Annotated in this window: 19 protein-coding genes and 1 pseudogene; 3 read left to right on the top strand and 17 right to left on the bottom strand. The window is 69.1% G+C overall.

From position 1 onward, the window contains the following. Positions 1 to 112 precede the first annotated feature (112 nt). Genes O7626_RS19385 through O7626_RS19375 form a run of 3 tightly spaced genes read right to left on the bottom strand, consistent with a single transcriptional unit; the run spans position 113 to position 1,703 of the window. On the bottom strand, positions 113 to 364 hold the full coding sequence (locus tag O7626_RS19385; protein ID WP_278062579.1) for a helix-turn-helix domain-containing protein: 252 nt from the start codon (positions 362 to 364) through the stop codon (positions 113 to 115). Further along, complete coding sequence (locus O7626_RS19380; RefSeq protein WP_278062578.1) at positions 361 to 1,023, bottom strand: hypothetical protein; 663 nt, start codon at positions 1,021 to 1,023, stop codon at positions 361 to 363. Before O7626_RS19380 ends, O7626_RS19385 begins: the two co-directional genes overlap by 4 nt. After that, positions 1,023 to 1,703, bottom strand: a complete 681-nt coding sequence (locus tag O7626_RS19375) for a hypothetical protein (protein ID WP_278062577.1) — start codon at positions 1,701 to 1,703, stop codon at positions 1,023 to 1,025. The genes O7626_RS19380 and O7626_RS19375 overlap by 1 nt, the downstream gene beginning before the upstream one ends. Positions 1,704 to 1,881: 178 nt before the next feature. On the opposite strand from O7626_RS19375, the gene O7626_RS19370 reads away from it, so the two are divergent. The 3 genes and pseudogenes from O7626_RS19370 to O7626_RS19360 form a co-directional block, all read left to right on the top strand. Then, positions 1,882 to 2,076 (top strand): hypothetical protein, encoded by a 195-nt coding sequence (locus O7626_RS19370; protein WP_278062576.1) that lies wholly within the window; start codon positions 1,882 to 1,884, stop codon positions 2,074 to 2,076. A gap of 289 nt (positions 2,077 to 2,365) precedes the next feature. Further along, positions 2,366 to 3,325, top strand: a complete 960-nt coding sequence (locus O7626_RS19365) for a tyrosine-type recombinase/integrase (protein ID WP_278062575.1) — start codon at positions 2,366 to 2,368, stop codon at positions 3,323 to 3,325. Between the two features lie 635 nt (positions 3,326 to 3,960). Further along, positions 3,961 to 4,875: pseudogene (locus O7626_RS19360) on the top strand (ISAs1 family transposase); the annotation flags it as partial. A gap of 101 nt (positions 4,876 to 4,976) precedes the next feature. On the opposite strand, the gene O7626_RS19355 reads toward O7626_RS19360, so the two are convergent. The 14 genes from O7626_RS19355 to O7626_RS19290 form a co-directional block, all read right to left on the bottom strand. Then, on the bottom strand, positions 4,977 to 5,870 hold the full coding sequence (locus O7626_RS19355; protein ID WP_278062574.1) for an alpha/beta hydrolase: 894 nt from the start codon (positions 5,868 to 5,870) through the stop codon (positions 4,977 to 4,979). A gap of 209 nt (positions 5,871 to 6,079) precedes the next feature. After that, positions 6,080 to 6,688 carry a TetR/AcrR family transcriptional regulator gene (locus O7626_RS19350; RefSeq protein WP_278062573.1) on the bottom strand — a complete coding sequence of 203 codons (609 nt, stop codon included), beginning with the start codon at positions 6,686 to 6,688 and terminating at the stop codon, positions 6,080 to 6,082. Further along, complete coding sequence (locus O7626_RS19345) at positions 6,682 to 7,863, bottom strand: M20 family metallopeptidase (RefSeq protein WP_278062572.1); 1,182 nt, start codon at positions 7,861 to 7,863, stop codon at positions 6,682 to 6,684. The genes O7626_RS19350 and O7626_RS19345 overlap by 7 nt, the downstream gene beginning before the upstream one ends. 27 nt (positions 7,864 to 7,890) lie before the next feature. Continuing rightward, a complete protein-coding gene (locus tag O7626_RS19340) occupies positions 7,891 to 8,775 on the bottom strand; it encodes an ABC transporter ATP-binding protein (protein WP_278062571.1) in 885 nt (294 codons plus the stop codon). An 8-nt stretch (positions 8,776 to 8,783) separates the two neighbouring features. Beyond that, complete coding sequence (locus O7626_RS19335) at positions 8,784 to 9,545, bottom strand: ABC transporter ATP-binding protein (RefSeq protein ID WP_278062570.1); 762 nt, start codon at positions 9,543 to 9,545, stop codon at positions 8,784 to 8,786. After that, entirely contained in the window at positions 9,542 to 10,393 is an 852-nt protein-coding gene (locus tag O7626_RS19330; protein WP_278062569.1) for an ABC transporter permease, read from the bottom strand. Before O7626_RS19330 ends, O7626_RS19335 begins: the two co-directional genes overlap by 4 nt. 2 nt (positions 10,394 to 10,395) lie before the next feature. Beyond that, entirely contained in the window at positions 10,396 to 11,418 is a 1,023-nt protein-coding gene (locus O7626_RS19325) for an ABC transporter permease (RefSeq protein WP_278062568.1), read from the bottom strand. Between the two features lie 58 nt (positions 11,419 to 11,476). Then, on the bottom strand, positions 11,477 to 13,084 hold the full coding sequence (locus tag O7626_RS19320; RefSeq protein ID WP_278062567.1) for an ABC transporter substrate-binding protein: 1,608 nt from the start codon (positions 13,082 to 13,084) through the stop codon (positions 11,477 to 11,479). Positions 13,085 to 13,100: 16 nt separating this feature from the next. Beyond that, the gene (locus tag O7626_RS19315) at positions 13,101 to 14,048 is read right to left on the bottom strand and encodes an LLM class flavin-dependent oxidoreductase (protein ID WP_278062566.1); all 948 of its coding nucleotides are present in this window, start codon (positions 14,046 to 14,048) and stop codon (positions 13,101 to 13,103) included. After that, a complete protein-coding gene (locus tag O7626_RS19310) occupies positions 14,045 to 14,968 on the bottom strand; it encodes a DUF1028 domain-containing protein (RefSeq protein WP_278062565.1) in 924 nt (307 codons plus the stop codon). Before O7626_RS19310 ends, O7626_RS19315 begins: the two co-directional genes overlap by 4 nt. A 29-nt stretch (positions 14,969 to 14,997) precedes the next feature. Continuing rightward, positions 14,998 to 15,558: a hypothetical protein gene (locus O7626_RS19305; RefSeq protein WP_278062564.1), complete on the bottom strand. Its 561-nt coding sequence runs from the start codon at positions 15,556 to 15,558 to the stop codon at positions 14,998 to 15,000. A 115-nt stretch (positions 15,559 to 15,673) separates the two neighbouring features. Then, a complete protein-coding gene (locus O7626_RS19300; protein WP_278062563.1) occupies positions 15,674 to 16,672 on the bottom strand; it encodes an LLM class flavin-dependent oxidoreductase in 999 nt (332 codons plus the stop codon). A 190-nt stretch (positions 16,673 to 16,862) separates the two neighbouring features. Further along, positions 16,863 to 18,248 (bottom strand): dihydroorotase family protein, encoded by a 1,386-nt coding sequence (locus tag O7626_RS19295; RefSeq protein WP_278062562.1) that lies wholly within the window; start codon positions 18,246 to 18,248, stop codon positions 16,863 to 16,865. After that, the gene (locus tag O7626_RS19290; protein WP_278062561.1) at positions 18,245 to 19,549 is read right to left on the bottom strand and encodes an amidohydrolase; all 1,305 of its coding nucleotides are present in this window, start codon (positions 19,547 to 19,549) and stop codon (positions 18,245 to 18,247) included. The genes O7626_RS19295 and O7626_RS19290 overlap by 4 nt, the downstream gene beginning before the upstream one ends.

The raw sequence follows: 19,549 nt of genomic DNA, 5'->3' as shown, positions 1-19,549 counted from the left end.
ACACCCCCGATGACTCCGAAGTTCGCCATCCCCGCGAGGACGGCCAGCACGGTGGACACGGCGACGGTGCGGTAGACGAGGCGGTCGATCGCGGCGCCGAGGTTCCGGAACATCAGCGACCACCCGCCCGTCGGGACAGGTACCGGCGGACCGTGGACGCGGAGACACCGCCGACCAGGGCGGCCAGCTCGCGGCTGGTCCAGGTCGGGTGCCGGTCGGCGGCGGCGAGGATCGCGGCCCGCAGCTCGTTCGGCGTACGGGCCACCGTGGTCGGCGGCTTCTCGCCGAGCTGGGCGAGCAGGCCGATCAGGACGTCGCGGGACAGCGGCCCGGCCGGGCGGGCGATCACCTGGTGTCGGGTCACTGCGGACCACCGGCCTCGGCCTGGGCGAGGAGGCCGCGGATCGCGTCGACGAGCTGGGCGGCGGCCGGCAGCGGCAGGAGGATCTGCTCGTCGGCTTCCTCCGGGTCGTGCGGCGGGGCGGTGTCGTCCCAGCGGGCGTGCCACGTCTGGATCAGCAGGTGCGGGGCGGGGGCGTACGCGGACTGCTCCAGGCAGACCGTGGTGGTCTCCCCGGTGCTCTGCTCGATCTGGGTGGGCTGGCTGACGTGGTAGGTCGGGGTGGTGGGGTGGCCGTCGGGGGCGCACCAGGGCTGGTGCGGCAGCGGCGGGCCGGCGACGATCTCGGCGGCGGTCCGGGTGACCCGGTGCCGGACGGCCGGGGCCACGGTGGTGCCGTTGTGGTCGTCCGGCCCGGCCGGCTCCACCAGGGCGTCGAGCCGGAACAGGTGGCCGCAGGGGCGGCCCATGTCCCGGGCTGCGTTCGGGTCCGGGTCGACGTGGCCGGTGAGTCCGGCGTCGGCGAGCATCGCCAGCACGGCGCCTTGGTGGCTGCCGCAGGCGTACGCGATGGCGTCGAGCGATCCGTAGGCGGTGCCGGTCGGGCCTGGGGAGTAGACCTCGATGCGGGCCGAGGCCGCCCGGCCGCAGCCGGGCAGCGACGGCAACGAACGGGCGGCCATCAGACGGCACCGTCGAGCAGGTCGGCACCGGCCAGCAGCGCAGCCGCCAACTGCCGGGCCTGGGCGGCGGTACCGGACCAGCCCTCCACACCCTGCTCTCCGGCGTAGCTGCCATCGATGCCCTCCGTCACGGTGATGATGACGGCCGGCGGGCCGGTCACCGTCCCGGCCTCGGTGCTGGTCTCCAGGTAGACGCGGGCGGTCGACTGGCTGTCGGTCCACGCCGGGTGCTCGGCGGTCACCTCGCCGAGGACCCGCTCGTGGGTGACGCCGATCGTGATGCCCTCGACGACCTGCTCCCCGCCGTGGTCGCGGGGGCACCAGGGCGGGCAGCCCTGGGACTGCTGCCGGGCCTGCAAGGCGGTCCGGCGGAGCGTGCCGACCTCCCGGAGCTGGGTGACCGTCTCCGCGTCGGTGAGGCCGGCGGAAAGGACCCGGTCCACGGCGGCGTGGTAGCCGGCCTGGGTGGTCAGGTCCGGGGCCTGCTCGACGGTGGGGGCTGCGGCCTGCCGGGGAACGGTCGGGCCGGCGGGGACCAGGTCCCGGAGGAAGTCGGCGACCTGGTCGGCGGCGTCGGTGGGGACGTCGACAGCGGCCCGGGTGGCGCGGTGGAGGTGACGCGCGGCGTTGGCCACGCGGTCGATGCGGTCGGCGGGCGGGGTGATCGTAGGCTGTGCCATGGGTCAGGACTCACTTTCCTGATCAAGGGCCCGGCCGGAGCTGGTATCTCCGCGTCCGGGCCCGCCTTGTTGGTTCGTGTTCCGGCGGGCCGGGGTGTAGCTACACCCTACGACCTTGTGTAGCTACACCGCAACCCCGTAGGCTGCCGGAAACGTAGCTACACAAGGGGGAGATCAGATGGCGCCCACCAGGGGTACGCCAACCCGACCGATCCGGATTGACCCGACGCTCTGGGAGCGATTCGGCAGGGCGGTTGCCCTGCTCGGCGGGGACCGGTCCGGGGTGCTCCGCGAGTTCATCCGGTGGTACGTCCGGGAGCCTGGGGCGAAGATGCCGAAGCGGCCCGACGAGCAGCCGGCGGCGGGGGAGTAGCAGGGTGGTTCGTCTCACGACCGTCTCACGGACTCCTCGTCACAGCCCGGACGACATGGACAACATGAGTCCGGTTCGGAGCCCTGACCTGCTCTACGTGGACGGGGCGGACGCTACGGACAACCCTTAGACCACTGGGGGTCAAGGGGTCGTCGGTTCGAATCCGGCCGTCCCGACAGCGAGAGGGTTCCCGCAGGTCAGAGACTTGCGGGAACCCTCTTTTCATAGCTCGGCATGAATGCCCGGTCTAGCACGCCGCTGTTGGACCCCTTGACTCGGGCAGGTTGCCATGTCACTACTGGATCTTCAAAAGCTCGCCGTCGGGCTCTCCCGGACCTGGGCCGGCTTCCTGCGGGACTGGGACCGGTCGCTGCGGGCCGGGAACTATCCGGAGACCACCCGCTACAACTACCTGTTGGCCGCCGCGCAGTTGGGTCGGTATCTGGGGGAGCACTCGCCGGATCCCGACGCGGACGACGCGGCCGATGATCCGTGCGCGGTGACGCGGGCGCATGTGGAGGCGTTCCAGGGTTGGATGATCGAGACCAGGTCGGCGTCGACCGCGCTGAACAAGCACAAGGGACTGCAGCAGTTCTTCAAGTGGCTGGTGGTCGACGAGGAGGCGATCGACCGGTCACCGATGGAGCGGGTACGCCAGCCCAAGACACCGACCAAGCTGATCCCGGTCATGCGGGACGAGGACACCGGCAAGCTACTGGCGGCCTGCAGGGGTAAGGGCTTCGTAAACCTGCGGGACGAGGCGTTGATCCGGTTGTGCTGCAACACCGGCGCCCGGCTGTCCGAGGTCGGCAACCTGCTGGTGACCGACGTGGACCTGAACACCGAGTCGGTGCACTTCCACGGCAAGGGCGCCAAGGATCGACGGGTGCGGTTCGGACCCAAGACCGCGCGGGCGCTCAGCCGGTACCTGCGGGCGCGGAACAAGCACAAGGGTGCCGTGTTGCCGAACCTGTGGCTGGCGGGTCGAGGCGCGGCCCCGTTTACGCCGAACGGCATCAAGATCCTCCTCAAACGGCTGGGTGAAGCGGCCGGGGTGCCGGACGTACACGCGCACCGCTGGCGGCACAGCTTCGCCCACGAGTGGAAGCGCGCCGGGGGAGACACGGGAGATCTGATGCTCTTGCTGGGCTGGACCTCGGAGGACATGCCCCGCCACTACGGAGCCAGCGCCGCGGCCGAGCGGGCACAGGAGACCCAAGCCCGACTGGGTATCGGCGAGCGCGTGTAGAGACCAGGGCTGCCGCACTTGGCCGATCCGTCCATGACGGATCTGAGGATCGGGTGCGGCAGCGCCGGTCTGACCTACCTGTGCCCACCGCGCACCGGCCTGGCCGATGACTAGGTTGATCCGCTCGGCTTACCCGGTTGCGACGAATGCTCGGCGAGCCGTCCCGGAGCGGATCTGACGGCCTCGGCCTGACGCTGACGCAGGACGCGCCCTTCGGCACCGCCGACTACCACGACCTCGACCCGCACCTTCAATGGTTGCATCCCTTCGAGGACTGCACGACGTGGCCGCACGCGCTCGGTCTGCGATTGCGCCCCGGTGCCGGGTGCCTCAACCTCCTGACCGCCGGCTTCACGTTGAGGACGCCTGGAGTCATCCACGGTGCAACCTCACGGGTCGACGCCGTTCGGCCATGGTATTGCCCCTCCCAGACGAGGAAGATTGTCGCCGACGGCTAACGAGTCATCCGCTCGCGCGTAACGGGCTACCGTCCCAGGGCCCCGGCAAAGTCGTGACGATGTCCGACTTGAGGCTTCTGGAGTAGAAGCGCCAGTGTTGGTGGCAGCAAGACGGGCATGACCGGCTCAGAAGGTCATCAAGGTTCCTACGCCACGGTGATCGATCCGAAGTGAGTCATGCCCGCTCTGCCATCATCGCTGATCTCGTCTTTGTCCGTTGCACCGGCTCTGACCGTGTCCGAAACCGCTGGCGGGCTACCCGCAGCACTGGCCGGGGTGCCTGATCCACGGGCTCGCCGCGGTGTGCGGCATCGGTTGTGCGTGGTGGTGACCGCGGTGGTGTGTGCCGTGGTGGCCGGCTACCGCTCGTACTCCGCGATCGCGGAGTGGGTGGCCGACGTCCCGGACGAGACGGCCGAGGCGCTGGGTATCGCCGCTGACCGGCGCCCGTCAGAGGCGATGATCCGCCGGTTGTTGCAGGCCCTGGACCCGGATCTGCTGACCACGGCGATCAGCGGCTGGCTCGCCGGCCGGGCCATGACCAGCGCCTCGGGCAGTCGGCGGGCGATCGCGGTCGACGGCAAGACCCTCCGCGGATCCCGCACCGCCGTCACCGCCGCCGATCACGTGATGGCCGCCTGTGATCAGGGCACCGGTGTGATCCTGGCCAGCACCGACGTCGGCGGCAAGACCAACGAGATCACCCGCTTCCAGCCGTTGCTCGACCAGATCAGCGACCTGCGCGACACGGTGATCACCGCCGACGCGCTGCACTGCCAACGCGACCACGTCGCCTACCTCGCCGAACGCGGCGCGCACTGGATCCTGACCGTCAAAGCCAACCAGCCCAACCTGCACGCCCAACTCGCCGGCCTGCCCTGGCGGGCCGTCCCCGACGCCACCCGCCACGACGACCGCGGGCACGGACGCCGCGAGATCCGCACCTGCAAGATCCTGACGGTCTCCACCGGCATCGACTTCCCGCACGCCGCCCAGGCCCTGCAGGTCCGCCGCCGCCGACGACGCCTCGATCAACCGAAACGCTTCACCACCGAGACCGTCTACGCCATCACCGACCTGCAAGTCGACCAGGCGAAACCGGATCAGCTGGCCGCGTGGATCCGCGGCCACTGGTCCATCGAGGAAGGGATGGTTGTCATCGAACCGGCCGGCCAACGCCGTACGCCCGATACTCAACCGAGGTACGGCGCCATCATCCGGAGGACACCTCCGGCGTCCTCCAGCATGGGCAGGTGCCCGACACCGGGCAGGATCTCGTGTCGGCCGTCGACCGACGCGGCCAGCTTTGCCCCGTCCGACGGGCTGCAGCTGCTGTCGAACTCGCCGGTCAACACCAGGACCGGACAACGCACGCGGGGCAGCCATGGGCTGCCGTCGGCCGCCCCGGCCGCTTCGAGAACCCGGCGAACGATCGGCTTGCCGTGCCGGTTCGTCAGGTGGCGGACAGTGGTCACCAACTCGGGCGGAGAGCCGGGGGCGACGGCCTCGGCCGCGAGGATCACGAACAGCTCGTCGACGGTGTTCCGGTCCACGAGGTCGAGCAGGGCACGGTCGGCACCAGCGTCAGACTCGCCGAGGTACGCGCCCATCGCCGTGACGGACAACGCCGAGCCGGGGAGGTCGGCGGCCACGCACAGTGCGATAGCACCACCGAGCGAGCAGCCGACGAGATGGAAGGGCTGCAGGTCGAGCGCCGTTACGACGTCGACGCAGTCCGACGTCCAGCCGGCCAGGCCGAAGTCGGCGTCGTCGCTGGACTCGCCGTGGCCGGCGAGGTCGACGGTGAGGCACAGCCGGTCGCCGGCGAGGGGCACGACCATGTCGAGCCAACACTCCTTGCGCAGGTTTATCGGGTGCACGAACAACAAGGGCGGCCGCGTGCCGCCGTCCGCCGGGCCGTACAGGGCGTACGCGACGTCGTTGGCGCGACGGGTCCGCACCGTTCCGTACCGCAACACGCAACCTCCCCGGTCCAAATTTGTAATCAGATTACATGAGATGGTCGGGTGAGCCAGCCCTTGACACCGAGCGGAACGACTTGGGTGGTAATCCAAATCCGATTGCACCAGCGTAACCAGCCGGTCCTGCGCGCAACCCCCATATCGAGCCCGTGCGACCGGCGCTGCCGTCCGCGATCAGCCGCAGCCCAGCCCGGGCGGCGCGATGCACCGCCCGGGGTCCGGAGGGGTCACAACAGTCGGCACAATTTGAGGTCAACACCAGTTCTGCGACGCTCGTGGCATCATCGATCCGGCGAATGTCAGCGGAGTCGGGCCTAGCGGGCGGTTCGCCGCCGTCCCCGCGGCGAGCTCAGGCGATCGCCGAGCAGGCTCTTGAATTCGGCCAGCGCCTCCTCGACCCGCGCCGTCTCTCCGGTGATCAGCTGGTCGACCATCAGGCCCCGCACCGTGGCCAGGGCCAGCCGTGCGATCGCCTGCGCCTCGGCGTCACTCTTCGTGACACCGTGCAGACTCTGGTGGAAGTACGACGTCCACACCGAGACCGCGGTGCTGGAGAACTCTTCGAACTTGTCCGGCTCCTCGAAGCTGCGGGAGGCCAGGTGGAAGAAGAACTGCATGTCGGCCATGTTCGCCCGGTAGTAGTTCCACCAGTGGTCGATGGCCTCGGTGATCGTAGCGGCCGGCTGGCTGGCAAACGCCTCGACGGTAGCGCTGCGCACGGCGTAGACGATCCGGCCGAGCAGCTCGTCCTTGCTGCCGAAGTAGTAGACGAGCATCCGACTGCTGGTACCGAGTTCCGGGGCCAGTGTCTCGAGGGAGAACCCGGCCAGCCCGGTCCGCCGCACAATTTCGATGATCCGGGCGAGGAGCTCGTCGGACTTCCGCGCCGACTTCTTGGTGGCCTGGGTTGCCGCGGTCACCACCGTGTCGCCCCATTCGTCGTCGATGCCTGCCTCAGCCTACGGATCGCCAGCTCCGCGAGCAGGCCCGCGATGTCGGGTACGACAGTGTCGTCGAACCGCGCCCGCGCCGAGTGATTGCTCGGCAGCAGGTGCGGCGACTCCTCGACTGCCGCCCCGACCAGAACGAAGGCCCCACCCGTCTGCTCCAGGAATAGCGAGAAGTCCTCCGAGATCATTTCCGGGACGACAAGGTCACGATAGCGCTCCGCGCCGTACAGGTCCGTCACGGTCTGCCGGACGAGCTCGGTGGCGTCGGGGGCGCTGATCGTCGGCGCCAGGTCGACCTTCACGTCGGCCTTGATTCGCAGGCCGTACGCCTCGACGATCGCCGTACCGATGCCGACGATCTTCTGATACGCGTCGCGGGCAGTCTCCGAGCTGGTCGCACGCAGGCTGACCTTCAACACCGCGTTGTCCGGGATGACGTTGGCGACGGTGCCAGCGCACAGCGATCCGACCGTGACGACGATCGGGTCCGCTGGCGAACTGTGCTGGGTGACGAAGGTCTGGATGCCCTGCACGATCAGCGCCGCTGTCGAGATGGGGTCGCGAGCCGCGTAGGGGCGGGCGGCGTGCCCGCCCCGGCCCTGGATCTCCAGGTCGAAGATGATCGTCGCACCCATGACGGCGCCGACGCGGCAGGCGAAGATGCCTGGCTCGGTGAACGACAGCACGTGCACACCGTACGACGCCAGCGGCCGCTGCCCGGTGGTCAGCAGCACCTTTTCGGCGATCATCAACGCTGCCCCACCGGCACCCTCCTCACCTGGCTGGAAGACGGCGAGCACGTCGCCTTGGTACTCGTCGCGCCGCCGGTGTAGCTCGTGCACGGCGCCGACCAGGGCGGCCATGTGCAGGTCGTGGCCACACGCGTGCATGTTGCCGTTCTGGGAGGTGAACTCCACCCCGGACTCCTCGACGACGGGGAGGCCGTCCATGTCGGCGCGCAGCAGCACGGTCGGGCCCGGACCGGATCCGGGTACGACGACCGCGAGCGACGAGCACGACTCGCTGGTCTCCACCCGCAGCCCGAGCGGCGCGATGGACTCGAGCAGCAGGCTTCTCGTTTCGGGCAGGTGCAGGTCGAGTTCGGGCCGCTGGTGCAGGCGCCGGCGGAGTGCGATGGTGTCGATCACGGTGTGGACGGTCCTCCTCGTAGTAGTTCAGCGCGCCGCGGTGCACGCGACGAAGTGGTCGGTACCCACGGGGTGCAGTCCCTCGCCGTGCTGGCCGCACGACGGACCGCCGACCGGGCACGGTACGTCCGGTGGCGTGCGGGCTTGCCGCCCGTCCCACGGGACCCGCGGGTCGGCGACCGGGACGGCCGCGATCAGGGCAGCCGTGTAGGGGTGTCGGGGCCCGTAGAGTACGGCGGCGGCCGGCCCGGTCTCCACCACCCGCCCCCGATGCATGACGGCGATGCGGGTCGCCAGCCGCCGGACGCTCGAGATGTCGTGGCTGATCAGCAGGTAGCCGACGCCGGTGCGCCGCTGTAGCTCCGCGAGCAGGGCCAGGATCCGGGCCCGGACCGTCTGGTCAAGGCTCGCGGTCGGTTCGTCGAGGATGACGATCTCCGGCCCGGCGACCAGCGCTCGGGCGATGGCGATCCGCTGTGCCTGGCCGCCGGACAGCTGCCGCGGGTAGCGGTCGAGAATCGAGGCGTCGAGCCCCACCTGCGCGATCAGGTCGGCGACGAGCGCGGTCGCCTCGGCCGCCGGCACACCGGCACGGCGGAGCGGCTCCTGCACCGAACGCCGGACCTTCCACAGAGGATCGAGCGACTGCACCGGGTGCTGGAACACCATCTGCGTCCGCTGTCCGTGGGCCGGCAGGTCACCGCCGGGGGTCGCCTGCCAGGACAGCGTCCCCGAGGTGGCCTGCTGCAACCCGGCGGCGACCTTCGCGACCGTGGTCTTGCCGCTGCCGGACTCGCCGACCACCGCCAGCGTCTCGCCACGGCGCGCCCGGAGACTGACGCCGCGCACCGCGTGGGTCTCCACGCCACGGCGGCGGTAGACAACCCTGATGTCGTCGAGCACGAGTTCCATAGTCATCCTTACCCGGCCGGGTCCAGTGCGGAAGCGAGCAGCGTGCGGGTGTACTCGGCCTGCGGGGCGTGGAAGATATCGTCCACGACAGCCAGTTCGCAGATTTCCCCAGCCTTCATCACCGCCACCCGTTGGCACGTCTGGGCGATCACACCCAGGTCGTGGGAGACGAACAGGACGCCTATCCCCCGCGTGGCCACCGTCGAGCGGATCAGCTCCAGGATCTGCGCCTGTACGGTGACGTCGAGGCCGGTCGTCGGCTCGTCGGCGATGAGCAGCATCGGTTCGGCCGCGATCGCCATGGCGATCATCACGCGCTGGTTCATGCCGCCCGAGAGCTGGTGGGGATAGCGGCCCATGACCGCGCGCGGATCGTGGATGCCGACCGACTCGAGCAGCGTCTCGCCTCGCGCGCGACGGTCGCCGTCCACCTTGAGAAACGTGAGTAGCCGGACGATCTGGGCGCCGATGCGCATCGTGGGGTTGAGCGCGGCCGTCGGGTCCTGAAAGATCATCGTCGCGTGCGGTCGGCGGAGCAGCCGTCCGTTTCGGAGAAACTGTTCGCCGCCCAGGCTGGCGTCACCACTGACCGCGCGCACGCCGTCGGGCAGCAGTCCGAGCAGGGACAGGACGGTCAACGTCTTGCCCGACCCGGATTCGCCGACGAGGCCCACGACCTCACCCGGTTCGACCGTGAGGTCGACGGGGCGCACGATGACCTTGCCCCCCGGCCCATCGACGGAGAGCCGCTCTATGGTCAGCAGACTCATCGCAACCTCCGGTCCAGCCAGTCCCCGATGACCTGGAACGAGGCGGCGGTCAGCAGGATCATCAAGCCGGGAAAGAACGAGGGCCACCAGGAGCCCAACAGGGTGTCGCCGACACCCTCGGCGATCATCGCGCCCCATTCGGGCGTCGGCGGCTGTACGCCGACGCCGAGGAACGACAGCGCGGCGAAGTCCAGGATCGCCCAGGATGCGATGAGCGTCGACTGCACGAACGGGTACTTGAACACGTTCGGCAGTACGTGCTCGATGGCCAGCCGGCCCGTCGAGGTCCCGCTGAGCCGAGCCGCGGAAACGAAGTCGGCCGAGCGCACCTCAAGTGCCTTGGCCCGGGCCAGCCGCACGACGAGCGGGAGGAACGCGATGACCACGGCGCTGGCCGCGAACCAGGCGTTCTTGCCGAGCGACGCGGTGATGATCAGCGCCAACACGATGCCCGGGAAGGCCATCAGGATGTCGGTACCCCGCATAACCACGATGTCGACGGCTCGTCCGAAAGTGGCGCTGAGCGCACCGACGGCGGTGCCGATCAGCAGCGTGACGGCCGCGACCCCGAGCCCGAGCAGGACGTCGATACGCGCTGCGGCCATACAGCGAAGGAAGACGTCGCGGCCGTAGCGGTCGGTGCCGAAGGGGTGGTCCAGCGACGGCGGCAGGAGCCCTTGGTGTTCCTGCGCGACGTCGGCGGTGCCGAAGACGATGGGCACGACGACAGCGAGCGCGGCGATCAGGCCGAGGATGGCGAAGGCGGTGTACGCGGTCGGGGCGCCAGGGCGCAGACGGCCGGCGACGTTGCCGCGCAGCGATACGGGGGTGCCGGCGACGGCGGCCACGGTCAGCTCCCCTCGGCGAGGGCGACGCGCGGGTCGGCCCAGCGGTAGAGAAACTCGAGGAGCGTGTTGATCACGACGTACGCCACGCCGATGAAGATGACGTACCCACGCAGCGCGAACAGGTCGTTCTCCTGCAACGAGCGGTACGCGTACCCGCCGATGCCGGGCCACGCGAAGAGCTGCTCGATGAGCACGTTGCCACCGGCCAGCACGAAGCCGGCGACCAGCCCGACGTTGGTGATCACCGGCAGCAGGGCGTTACGCAACCCCTCCTGCAACAGGATGGAGCGGACCGGATAACCGAAGCTGCGTGCCGTACGCGCGTAGTCGGAGTCCAATGCCCGGATCGTCGACGAACGGACGATCTTGATGATCGACGGGGAGGCGAGCACACCGAGCAGCAGTGCCGGCAGGAGCAGCGTGCGCAGCGCGGCCCCGGCCGTGGCCGTGTCGCCGGCAAGCAGCGCGTCGACGACGTAGAACCCGGTGACGTGCTCGGGTGGCGGATAGCCGCGCGGGAGCCGCCCGATGGGGCTGTTGAAGATCCCCCACTGGTTGACGAACAGGTAGATGGCAACGAGGGCGATCCAGATCACCGTGGTGGCCGAGGCGAGGACCACGAAGATCTGGATGGCCTTGTCGCCAGCGCGGTAGCGCCAGACGGCGGCGAGGACGCCGAGCCCGACGCCGAGTACGACGGCGATCAGCAGGGCGAGCAGGCCGAGTTCGAGCGTCGCCGGCAGCCGGTCGAGCAACTCCTCGCGGACGGGCTGGCTGGTGCGGATCGAGGTGCCGAGGTCGAACCGGAGCAGGTCGGACACGTACGCACCGAACTGCTCGGGGATCGTGCGATCCAGCCCGTACGTCGCCCGCACCTGGTCGACCTGCTCTTCGGTGGCGTACTGGCCCGCCGCGATACGGGCCGGGTCACCCGGCAGCAGTTGCGTGATGAAGAAGATCAGCACAGCCACCCCGGCGATGCTGACGGCCGCCACCCCGAGCCGCGTGCGGATGGTCCTGAGCATGGTGAGCTCCTCGACTGTTGGCGGGCCGGCGCTCTGTGCCGGCCCGCCGGACGACGTGTTACTCGGCCGCGACGCGCAGCCGGTCGAACCGCAGGTTGGCGTCGTTGGAGTGGGTTATTCCGGAGACCCCGGCCTGCGCGCCGACGAGCATGTTGCGGGTGAACAGGAAGGCCCAGGGTGCCTGGTCGATGACGATCTGCTGGGCCTGCTTGGCGAGCCGGCTGCGCTCGGCCGTGTCCGACGTTGCCATGGCCTGCTCGATCAGCCGGTCGACATCGGCGTTGCTGAAGTTTGTGTAGTTGGTGAACAGACCGGTCTTGAGCAGGAAGAAGAGCTGGTAGACCGAGTCCTGTCCCCATGAGTACCAGGAGTCGATGTACAGCTGCATCTTGCCGAGGTCGGAGTTGAACTCGGCGTCGTTCATCTCGTTGAGCTTGACCGCGATGCCGCCCTGCTGCAGCGCGCTTTGGATGAAGACCGCCGACTGGCGCAGCGACAATTCGGTCGCCGGAACCGACAGGGTCAGCGACAGCTCACCGGGGGCGACGCCGGCCTCGGACAGGAGTTGCTTGGCCTTCTCCACGTCGGTGGGGTAGGCCACCCGGTCACCCTTTTCGTCGAGCGAATCCCGCATCGGGTAGGGCACGGCACCGTAGGCGGCGCCGGCGTAGCCCTTCATCACCTCCGTGCGCAAGGCGTCGTACGGCATCAGGTAGGAGATCGCCTGTCGCACTCGCACGTCCTTGAGCACCGGGTCCTTGTTGTTCATGCCGAGATACACGATGTCGCTGTACGGCAGGTCGTAGAGCTTGAGGTTGGCGTCCTTCTCCACGGCCTGTGCGATGTCGGGCGTGAGCCCGTAGACCATGTCGACCGCGCCGTTCTGCAGCGCCAGGAACGCCTGTTGCTGGTCGGGCATGTTCTTGACGACGACCTTGTCGGGTGCGTCGGACAGGTCGGTCGCGGTGAAATTGGGATTCTTGCTCAACGTCGTCTGGCCCTCGGCGAGCGAGTCGACGACGTACGGGCCCGACTCGGTGGCGTCCTTGGCGAAGAACTTGGCCGACCACGAGTCGTCGGTCGCGGCCTTCGCCTCGGCGGTGGACTTGTCGAGTACGGCAAAGATCTGGAACGTCAGGAACATCTCGATGAGCGCCGAGTAGTGGGTCACCCGCAGTTCGACCGTGGATCTGTCGACCGCCACGATGTCCTTCGCCGGGTCCTTGACGTTGAACCAGGCGCCGACCGCGGAGACGTATCCCACGTCGGAGAGGGCCCGCTGCAGGGAGTAGACGACGTCCTCGGCTGCGACCGCACTTCCGTCGGCGAACTTCAGATCCGGACGCAGCTTGAGCGTGAGCACCGTCTTCGTGTCGTTCCAGTTCGCCGACTCGGCGAGATACGGCACGCTGCGACCGGTGTACTCCAGGACGCCCTCGGCCGGTGCGGCGTATTCCTCCTGAAGGAGCGTGCCGTAGATGTTGCCGACCACGCCGTACGCCGCCACCGAACGGAACTGGTGGGGGTCGACCGTATCCACGTCAGAGGGAAAGGCGATGATGACCTCGTCGGCCCCCGCCTGCTGGGGTGGGTCGCCGCAGCCGGCCACCGCAAGGCTTAGCAGCGCGGCAGCCGCCAGCGTGCCACGCACCGTGTTGCGCCGCATGGTTGGTCCTCTCTATTCACCCGGCCCGCAATGCCGAACCGAGCTTGTCGATGTCTTCCAGCAGGGACTCGGCGGAGATCGGAGCCAGGGCGACTTCCTGCGATCCAGCTTCCGCGAGGGCGTGGATGCGGTCCACGCAGGCGCGGAGGTCACCGCATACCGCCAACTGGTCGACCCAGGTGTCCGGCATCTGCGCCGCGAGCGCCGCCGCACCACCTGTCGCGACGATGTCTCGCAGGTCCTCGGTGATCCCGATCGCGTCGGTCATGACCGTGCTCGCGGAATCCGCGAGGTAGGCCGCGATAACGGGACGGACCTTCGCCCGGGCCTCGGCGACGGTGTCGTCGAGGGCCAGAAAGGCGAGGGTCGAGATGTAGGGAACGGCGCCCGCGATGTTGCGTTGGATGCGGACGAACTCGGGTGTGCTGAAGACCGACAGCAGCAGCCCGTCTGCGACCGTGCTGGCCAGCGCGGTCATTTTCGGCCCGGTCGCGCCGACGAGGATCGGTGGCGCCTTCTCGGGCGGAAACTCGAGGTGGACATGGTCGAACGCGAAGCCACCGTACGTGCCGGTCAGCTCCTCGCCGGCGAGTAGGGCGCGGATCGCTTCGACGTTGCCGCGGACGGCGGCCAGCGGACGCGGGTGGGCGATGCCCTGCTGGTCGAGCCATTCCAGACCGCCGGCCCCGAGGCCGAGCCGGAACCGGTCCGGGAAGGCCGCTGCCAGGGTACCGGCTTCCATCGCGGTCAGGGCCGGATGGCGGGCGTACGCCGAGACGACGCCCGTGCCGACCCGAATCCGTTCGGTGGCGCCGAGCACCACAGCGGCACCGGCGAACCCGCCGGTCGCGAAGTAGTCCTCGGTCGACCAGATGCTGTCGAAGCCGCTGACCTCCACGGCCCGGGCCACGGCAGCCAGGCGGGACGGGCGGAAGCCGCTGCCGAGGGCGAAGCCAACCTTCATCGCTTCGCCCGTTCCAGGACCTGGTCGGCGGTCAGCGGAATCGCACCGACGCGGGCCAACCCGTCGACGAAGGCGGCGAACCGGGGACGGACCGCGATCGCCTCGGCGATCAGCGCGCAGCCCCGGTCGGTCTCGCCCGATCGTAGTAGCAGCACGCCCTGCCAGAGCGTGGGTTCCCGGTCCTCGCCGAGGTCGCGCTGGGTCGCGGCGAGACCGACGAGCGCGTTCTCCAGGGCGTCGCCGTCCAACGGGGTGGGACCGGTGACGATGCCGGGCGCGAAGACGGCGTCGAAGAAGACGCGGTATGCGTTGCTGATGCGCAGGCTGGTGCGCAGGGAGCCCAGCGGGTCGGAATCGAAGTCCGCCCGTAGATCGTAGACGGTTCCCTCCCAGGGGCGGAGCGCCGGCTCGGCCGCGACGACCCGCAGTGACGCTGACATCCGGCCACGGACATCGCCGCCGGCCTTGTCGCCGGCCTCGAGCGCGGCGAGCAGGCGGTTGGCGAAGTCGCCTTCGGCGGTGGCGTAGGCCTCGGACATCGCGGGTAACACCCGGTCGTTGTCGAGCATGTTGCCGATGGTGATCGACGAGCCAGTGACCACGCTTCCACAAGACGGCACGCACTGGGCACCGGTGTGCTCGGCGACTGCGCCCGACGCGTCCACGAAGGCCACCTGCCGGATTTCGCGGTCCGCGTCGGCGGACAGCAGCGCCGCCAGGGCACGGTCCGGGGCGATTCCTGCCGCCATCCGGTCCAGCCCGAGCGGTCCGTACGAAACCTCCACGAACGACTGGGTCGCGACGACACCGACCCCGGCCCGTGCGTGGTTCGCGACCGGACCGACGCCGTAGGCGTGGGTAGCCGTGGCCACGCCGAGCTGTCCGGTGGCCTCATCGCGTGCGACGACCGAGAACGTCACTGTGCACCTCGCCTTCGGCCCGGCCGCGGTCAGCCGCCGAGGTACGCGGAGAAGTCGGTACGGACGCCGGTGCTGTACGGCGTGTTGCCGAGGCCCCGGACCGACGCCGCGTCCTTGTCGGTCTTCGCCGGTGGCGCCTCGTCGTCGTCGGGGCGGGTCGAACAGTGGAAGTGCCACATCGTCCACCGTGGGTTGCCCTGGCCGTCGTCCCGCTTGTAGACCTCGGTCGACCGGTAGTGCGTGGTCTGGTCGACGTACTGGTCCTCCGGCAGGTCGTTGCCCTCCTCGTCCCTCACCTGCTTTGCGGGGAAGGTGCCCTCGGAGACCACATACGCCATGTCGCCCGACACCTCCAAGCGCACGATGTAGTCTTCGCACATCCCCCAGTCGCCCGTGCGGGCGTAGTACGACCAGAGACCGGCCAGGTCGTCGACTCCGAAGTACGGATGGTCGTTGAGGTTGAACATCAGGAAGTTCTCTTCCCCGGTTGGAAAGATCGTCCGCATGAGCGGGATGTTGATGTTGAAGTTGGAGTAGTACCAGTCGCGGTGCAGCCGGAGGATCTCTTCCTGGTCGGACGGGTTGTTCATCGAGTCGACCTCCTGAGGACCAAATTTTGTAATCAGATTACATATCGGTGGGGTGCCTGGCTAGGCCCCTCCTGCGCCGGATTGCCCGCGAAGCCGCAGCGTGGCGCAGACCTGGCTAGTGGCGAGCCACCATCGTGATCGTCTGTGCGAACCCGTCGAGGGCGTCGCCGATCGCGCCCTCGCTGACGCCGGGCAACTGGATCCTGACAAGGCACTCGGTGACACCGAGTTCGTCCTCGTAGCGACGCAGCTCCGCGGCCACTGTTTCGGGCGAGCCGATCAGGAACAGCCCGTCGGCCCAACGCTTGAGGTTGTCGATGGAGTCGTCATCTGGGTACGTGGGGTGCAGCGACCGGTAGACAGTGCCGTATTCGTGCCGGATCCCGGGCGCGAACAGCTCCCAGGCCTTGTCGTCGGTATCGGCGACGAACGCCTCTCGGCGCAGCGGCTGTTCCGCGGCGGGCGGCAGGCCGGCCTCCTCCCGCGTCTCGCGAAACAAGGCGAGTTGACGGTGCAGCTTGTCGATGCGGTTGCCGGGCGGCATGACCCAGGCGTCGCCACTCGTGGCGGCCCGTCTGACGCCGGGACCCTCCAGAGCCCCCATCCACAGCGGTACACCGCTCGGATTGACCGGAAGGGGACGGATGCGCGCGCCGGTGAAGCTGTAGTGGCCGTGGCCGTCGACGACCTCGCCGGCGAGGAGTCGGCGGACCATCCCGATCGACTCCTGGTAGATGCGGGCGCGCTCCTCGTAGGGCACGCCGAAGCCTGCGAACTCGGCCTTGATCCAGCCGAGACCGACGCCCAGAATGGCTCTTCCACCCGACATGAGGTCCAGCACCGCGGCCTCCTCGGCGACCGCAACGGGGTGGTGCAGGGCTAGGATCACGATATCCGTGCCGATCCGCATGTTCGTGGTCACGGCCGCGGCGGCGCTCGCGAGGAGCATGGGGCGTGGCAGCCACCCGTCGTCGAGGAAGTGGTGCTCGGCGAAGACGACGGAGGAAAAGCCTCGCGTGTCGGCCGTCGCGATGTCGCGCAAGCCCCGGTCGACGACCGCCTGACCGGACTCGTGAGGGCCGACCTGGAAGCTGTAGTGCAGTCCGATTTTCATTGGTTCGTGAGTCTCCGGTGTAGGGATCTGCGGCATCTGGACGCATTCGGGTGCCGGAGCTGGTCTGAAAGGAGATCTGGCAGGGCAGGTGAGTGATCGGGAAGGCTGATCCGCTGGGCTGCCGCCAACCAGAAGATCCGCCGACTCACCCGAGGCCCCCAGCCCACCGACCGCAACGTCGCACATCCGATCAGCACGACTGCCCCCTCTCAGAAACCCACCGAGGCGGGGACACGAACCGGCCCATGTGCTGGCCGTCGACGACCTGACCGTCCTGGGCGACGAGACGGCCGCGCAGGTAGGTGGCGGTCAGAGCTCCGGAAAGTTGCCGACCCTCGAAGGGCGTCCAGCCAGCCTTGCTGTGCAGTCGGTCGGCGGCGACGACCCGGCTGGTGCTGGGGTCGACGAGGACGAGGTCGGCGTCGACGCCGCGCGCGATGGCGCCCTTCGTGGTGAGGCCGCAAAGTCGGGCGGGGGCGGCGCTGGTGAGCTCGACCAGGCGTCGCCAGGTGAGCCTGCCGGACAGGACGGCGTCGACCATGAGCGGGAGCGAGGTTTCCACGCCGGGATAGCCGGGTGGGGCGTCCCACACGTTGTTCCGCCCGACGTCCTTGTCAGCCTTGGAGTGGGGTGCGTGGTCGGTGGCCACGAGGTCGATGCTGCCGTCGGCGAGAGACGACCAGTAGAAGTCCGCGTCGTCGGGCGGAAACGCGAACGGCACTCCGCGCACGCCCAGGGTGTCGAGCTCGTCCTCGAGCAGGGCCGGGGGTCCGCACTCGCAGCTGACGTTCCCGCCGGCGTCGCGCGCGGCGGCGATCATGCCGATCGCGGAGGTGGGGGCGAGCGAGGCATGGGCGACGTGCACCCGGGTTCCGATGTCACGGGCGGCTGCCAGCACGCGCTCGAGCCCGTCGAGGACCCCGTCGCTGCGGTATGACCTGCAGACGAGGCGGGCATCGGTGGTGCTGACTGCTTGCAGCCGTGCCCGGACCCGGGCCTCATGCTCATGGTCGGCGACGTGGACGGCGACCGGCAGGCCGAGATCGGCGGCAAGCCAGAACACCTTGCGCAGGGTCTCGTCGTCGGGCATCGAAAGCTCTGCGGCGTACGGGTCGTCGGGGCGGTGGGACCGGTTCATGTAGACCTTGACTCCGACAGCTCCCAGGGCGGCCATCTCCGTCAACTCGAAGAGGTCGGTTCCCCCCGCCCACAAGGCGAAGTCGACGTGCGCGGCATTGGCAGCGAGTGCTTGCTTGGCTCGGAAACGGGAGGCGGTGGTCACCGGCGGATGTGTGTTCGGCATGTCGCAGACCGTCGTAACGCCTCCGCACGCCGCCGCCGCGGTGCCGCTCGCGAAATCCTCCTTGTACTCGAACCCGGGCTGACGGAAGTGCACGTGGACGTCGATGGCGCCCGGCAGGACGACGAGGCCGCGAACATCCACGACGTGGTCGGCGGCGAGGGTCCCCGGCTCACCGACCGCGGTAATCACGCCATCCCGCACTGCCACGTCGGCAAGGACGGGCCCCACGGGCAGGACCGCGGTCCCGCCGGCGAAGAGGACATCGGCGCTCATGCCAGTGTGCCCAGTTCCCGCAAGCAGCCGAGGAAGATGTCACGGCCGATGACCAGCGCATCGTCGTCGATGTCGAAGAACGGCGCGTGGTGCACGTCGCCGAGATCTGACCCGAGCCCGAAGTACACCGCCTGCCCGCCGGAGCGCTGCACGGCGTTCATGAAGCTGCTCATGTCGTCACTGGCCTTGAAGTCCGCGCTCTGACGTACCACAGTGACGCCTTCGACGCGGCCCGCCACCTGGGCGACCATCGCCGCCAGCTGCTCGGTGCTGTCCGCCCCTTCGGCCCCGCCGGCCACCTCGACCTGCACGTCAACGTCGGCAACGGCAGCGGCACCGCGCACCACATCGTCGACGCGGTCGCGCAGGTAGCCGAGAATCACGTTGTCGTCGGCGCGCACCTCGCCACACAGGACGGCTTTGGCCGGGACCGCGTTCCGTGTCTCGCCCCCGCGGATGGTTCCGACGTTGACCCGCGTCTCGCCGTCACCGTGCCGGCTGATGGCGAGCAGGTTCTCGACCGCGATCGCGGCGGCTTGAATGGCGTTGCGGCCTTCGTGCGGCGAGATCCCAGCGTGCGAGTTGCGTCCGAGGAAGTGCACGTCAAACTTGTGGCTGGCCAGGATCCTCCGGTAACCAGCGATCACCTCGCCGGTCGTCCTCGCCTGAACACCTATGTGGCAGCCGAGCAGGACGTCGACACCGTCGATGACACCGGCGGCCACCATGGCTGGACCACCCCGCAAGCCCTCCTCCGCGGGCTGGAAGATGAGTCGGACTTCGCCCACCAGGGAGTCGACTGCGGCGGCGAGGTCACGGGCCACAGCCAGGCCGATCGCCGTGTGCGCGTCGTGACCACAGCTGTGGTGGACACCGCCGTTGACTGAACGGTAGCCGTGCGTTTGAGCGGTGTGCGCGGGGTCACTCGACTCGTCACCGTAGTTGGCGTCGATGTCAAACCGCAGGGCGATCGTCGGGCCGGGCCTCCTGCCCGTCAGGGTCGCCACGACGCCGGTAAAGCCGTCGCGCAGCAGTTCGGCGTACTCGAGATCGGCGCCCTGCTCGAGAGCGCGCTGGAAGGCGGCGTCGAGCTCGTCCTGCGAGGGCAGCCCGGGCCGGGATGGGGCGACGACGTCACGGCCCACACGTACCGTGAAGCCGAGGTCTGCGAGTCGCCGGGCCACCAAGGACGCGGTCCGTACCTCGCACCAGCCCGGTTCGGCATGCTGGTGGAAGTCGCGTCGGTCTGCCGTCATCGCCTGAACGACCTCGGTCCGATTGCGTCCTTCGGTCACGGTCAT

It is taken from the genome of Micromonospora sp. WMMD1102 (assembly GCF_029626265.1).
Taxonomy (GTDB): Bacteria; Actinomycetota; Actinomycetes; order Mycobacteriales; family Micromonosporaceae; genus Plantactinospora.
Note: the sequence above shows the minus strand (reverse complement) of the source record. Positions and strands in the feature narration are given on the sequence as shown.

Coding starts and splice junctions, on each gene's coding strand:
- O7626_RS19375 (WP_278062577.1), bottom strand. CDS start 1,703: ATGGCACAGCCTACGATCACCCCGCCCGCCGACCGCATCGACCGCGTG.
- O7626_RS19365 (WP_278062575.1), top strand. CDS start 2,366: ATGTCACTACTGGATCTTCAAAAGCTCGCCGTCGGGCTCTCCCGGACC.
- O7626_RS19290 (WP_278062561.1), bottom strand. CDS start 19,549: ATGACCGTGACCGAAGGACGCAATCGGACCGAGGTCGTTCAGGCGATG.
- O7626_RS19320 (WP_278062567.1), bottom strand. CDS start 13,084: ATGCGGCGCAACACGGTGCGTGGCACGCTGGCGGCTGCCGCGCTGCTA.
- O7626_RS19295 (WP_278062562.1), bottom strand. CDS start 18,248: ATGAGCGCCGATGTCCTCTTCGCCGGCGGGACCGCGGTCCTGCCCGTG.
- O7626_RS19380 (WP_278062578.1), bottom strand. CDS start 1,023: ATGGCCGCCCGTTCGTTGCCGTCGCTGCCCGGCTGCGGCCGGGCGGCC.
- O7626_RS19300 (WP_278062563.1), bottom strand. CDS start 16,672: ATGAAAATCGGACTGCACTACAGCTTCCAGGTCGGCCCTCACGAGTCC.
- O7626_RS19305 (WP_278062564.1), bottom strand. CDS start 15,558: ATGAACAACCCGTCCGACCAGGAAGAGATCCTCCGGCTGCACCGCGAC.
- O7626_RS19335 (WP_278062570.1), bottom strand. CDS start 9,545: ATGAGTCTGCTGACCATAGAGCGGCTCTCCGTCGATGGGCCGGGGGGC.
- O7626_RS19315 (WP_278062566.1), bottom strand. CDS start 14,048: ATGAAGGTTGGCTTCGCCCTCGGCAGCGGCTTCCGCCCGTCCCGCCTG.
- O7626_RS19370 (WP_278062576.1), top strand. CDS start 1,882: ATGGCGCCCACCAGGGGTACGCCAACCCGACCGATCCGGATTGACCCG.
- O7626_RS19325 (WP_278062568.1), bottom strand. CDS start 11,418: ATGCTCAGGACCATCCGCACGCGGCTCGGGGTGGCGGCCGTCAGCATC.
- O7626_RS19340 (WP_278062571.1), bottom strand. CDS start 8,775: ATGGAACTCGTGCTCGACGACATCAGGGTTGTCTACCGCCGCCGTGGC.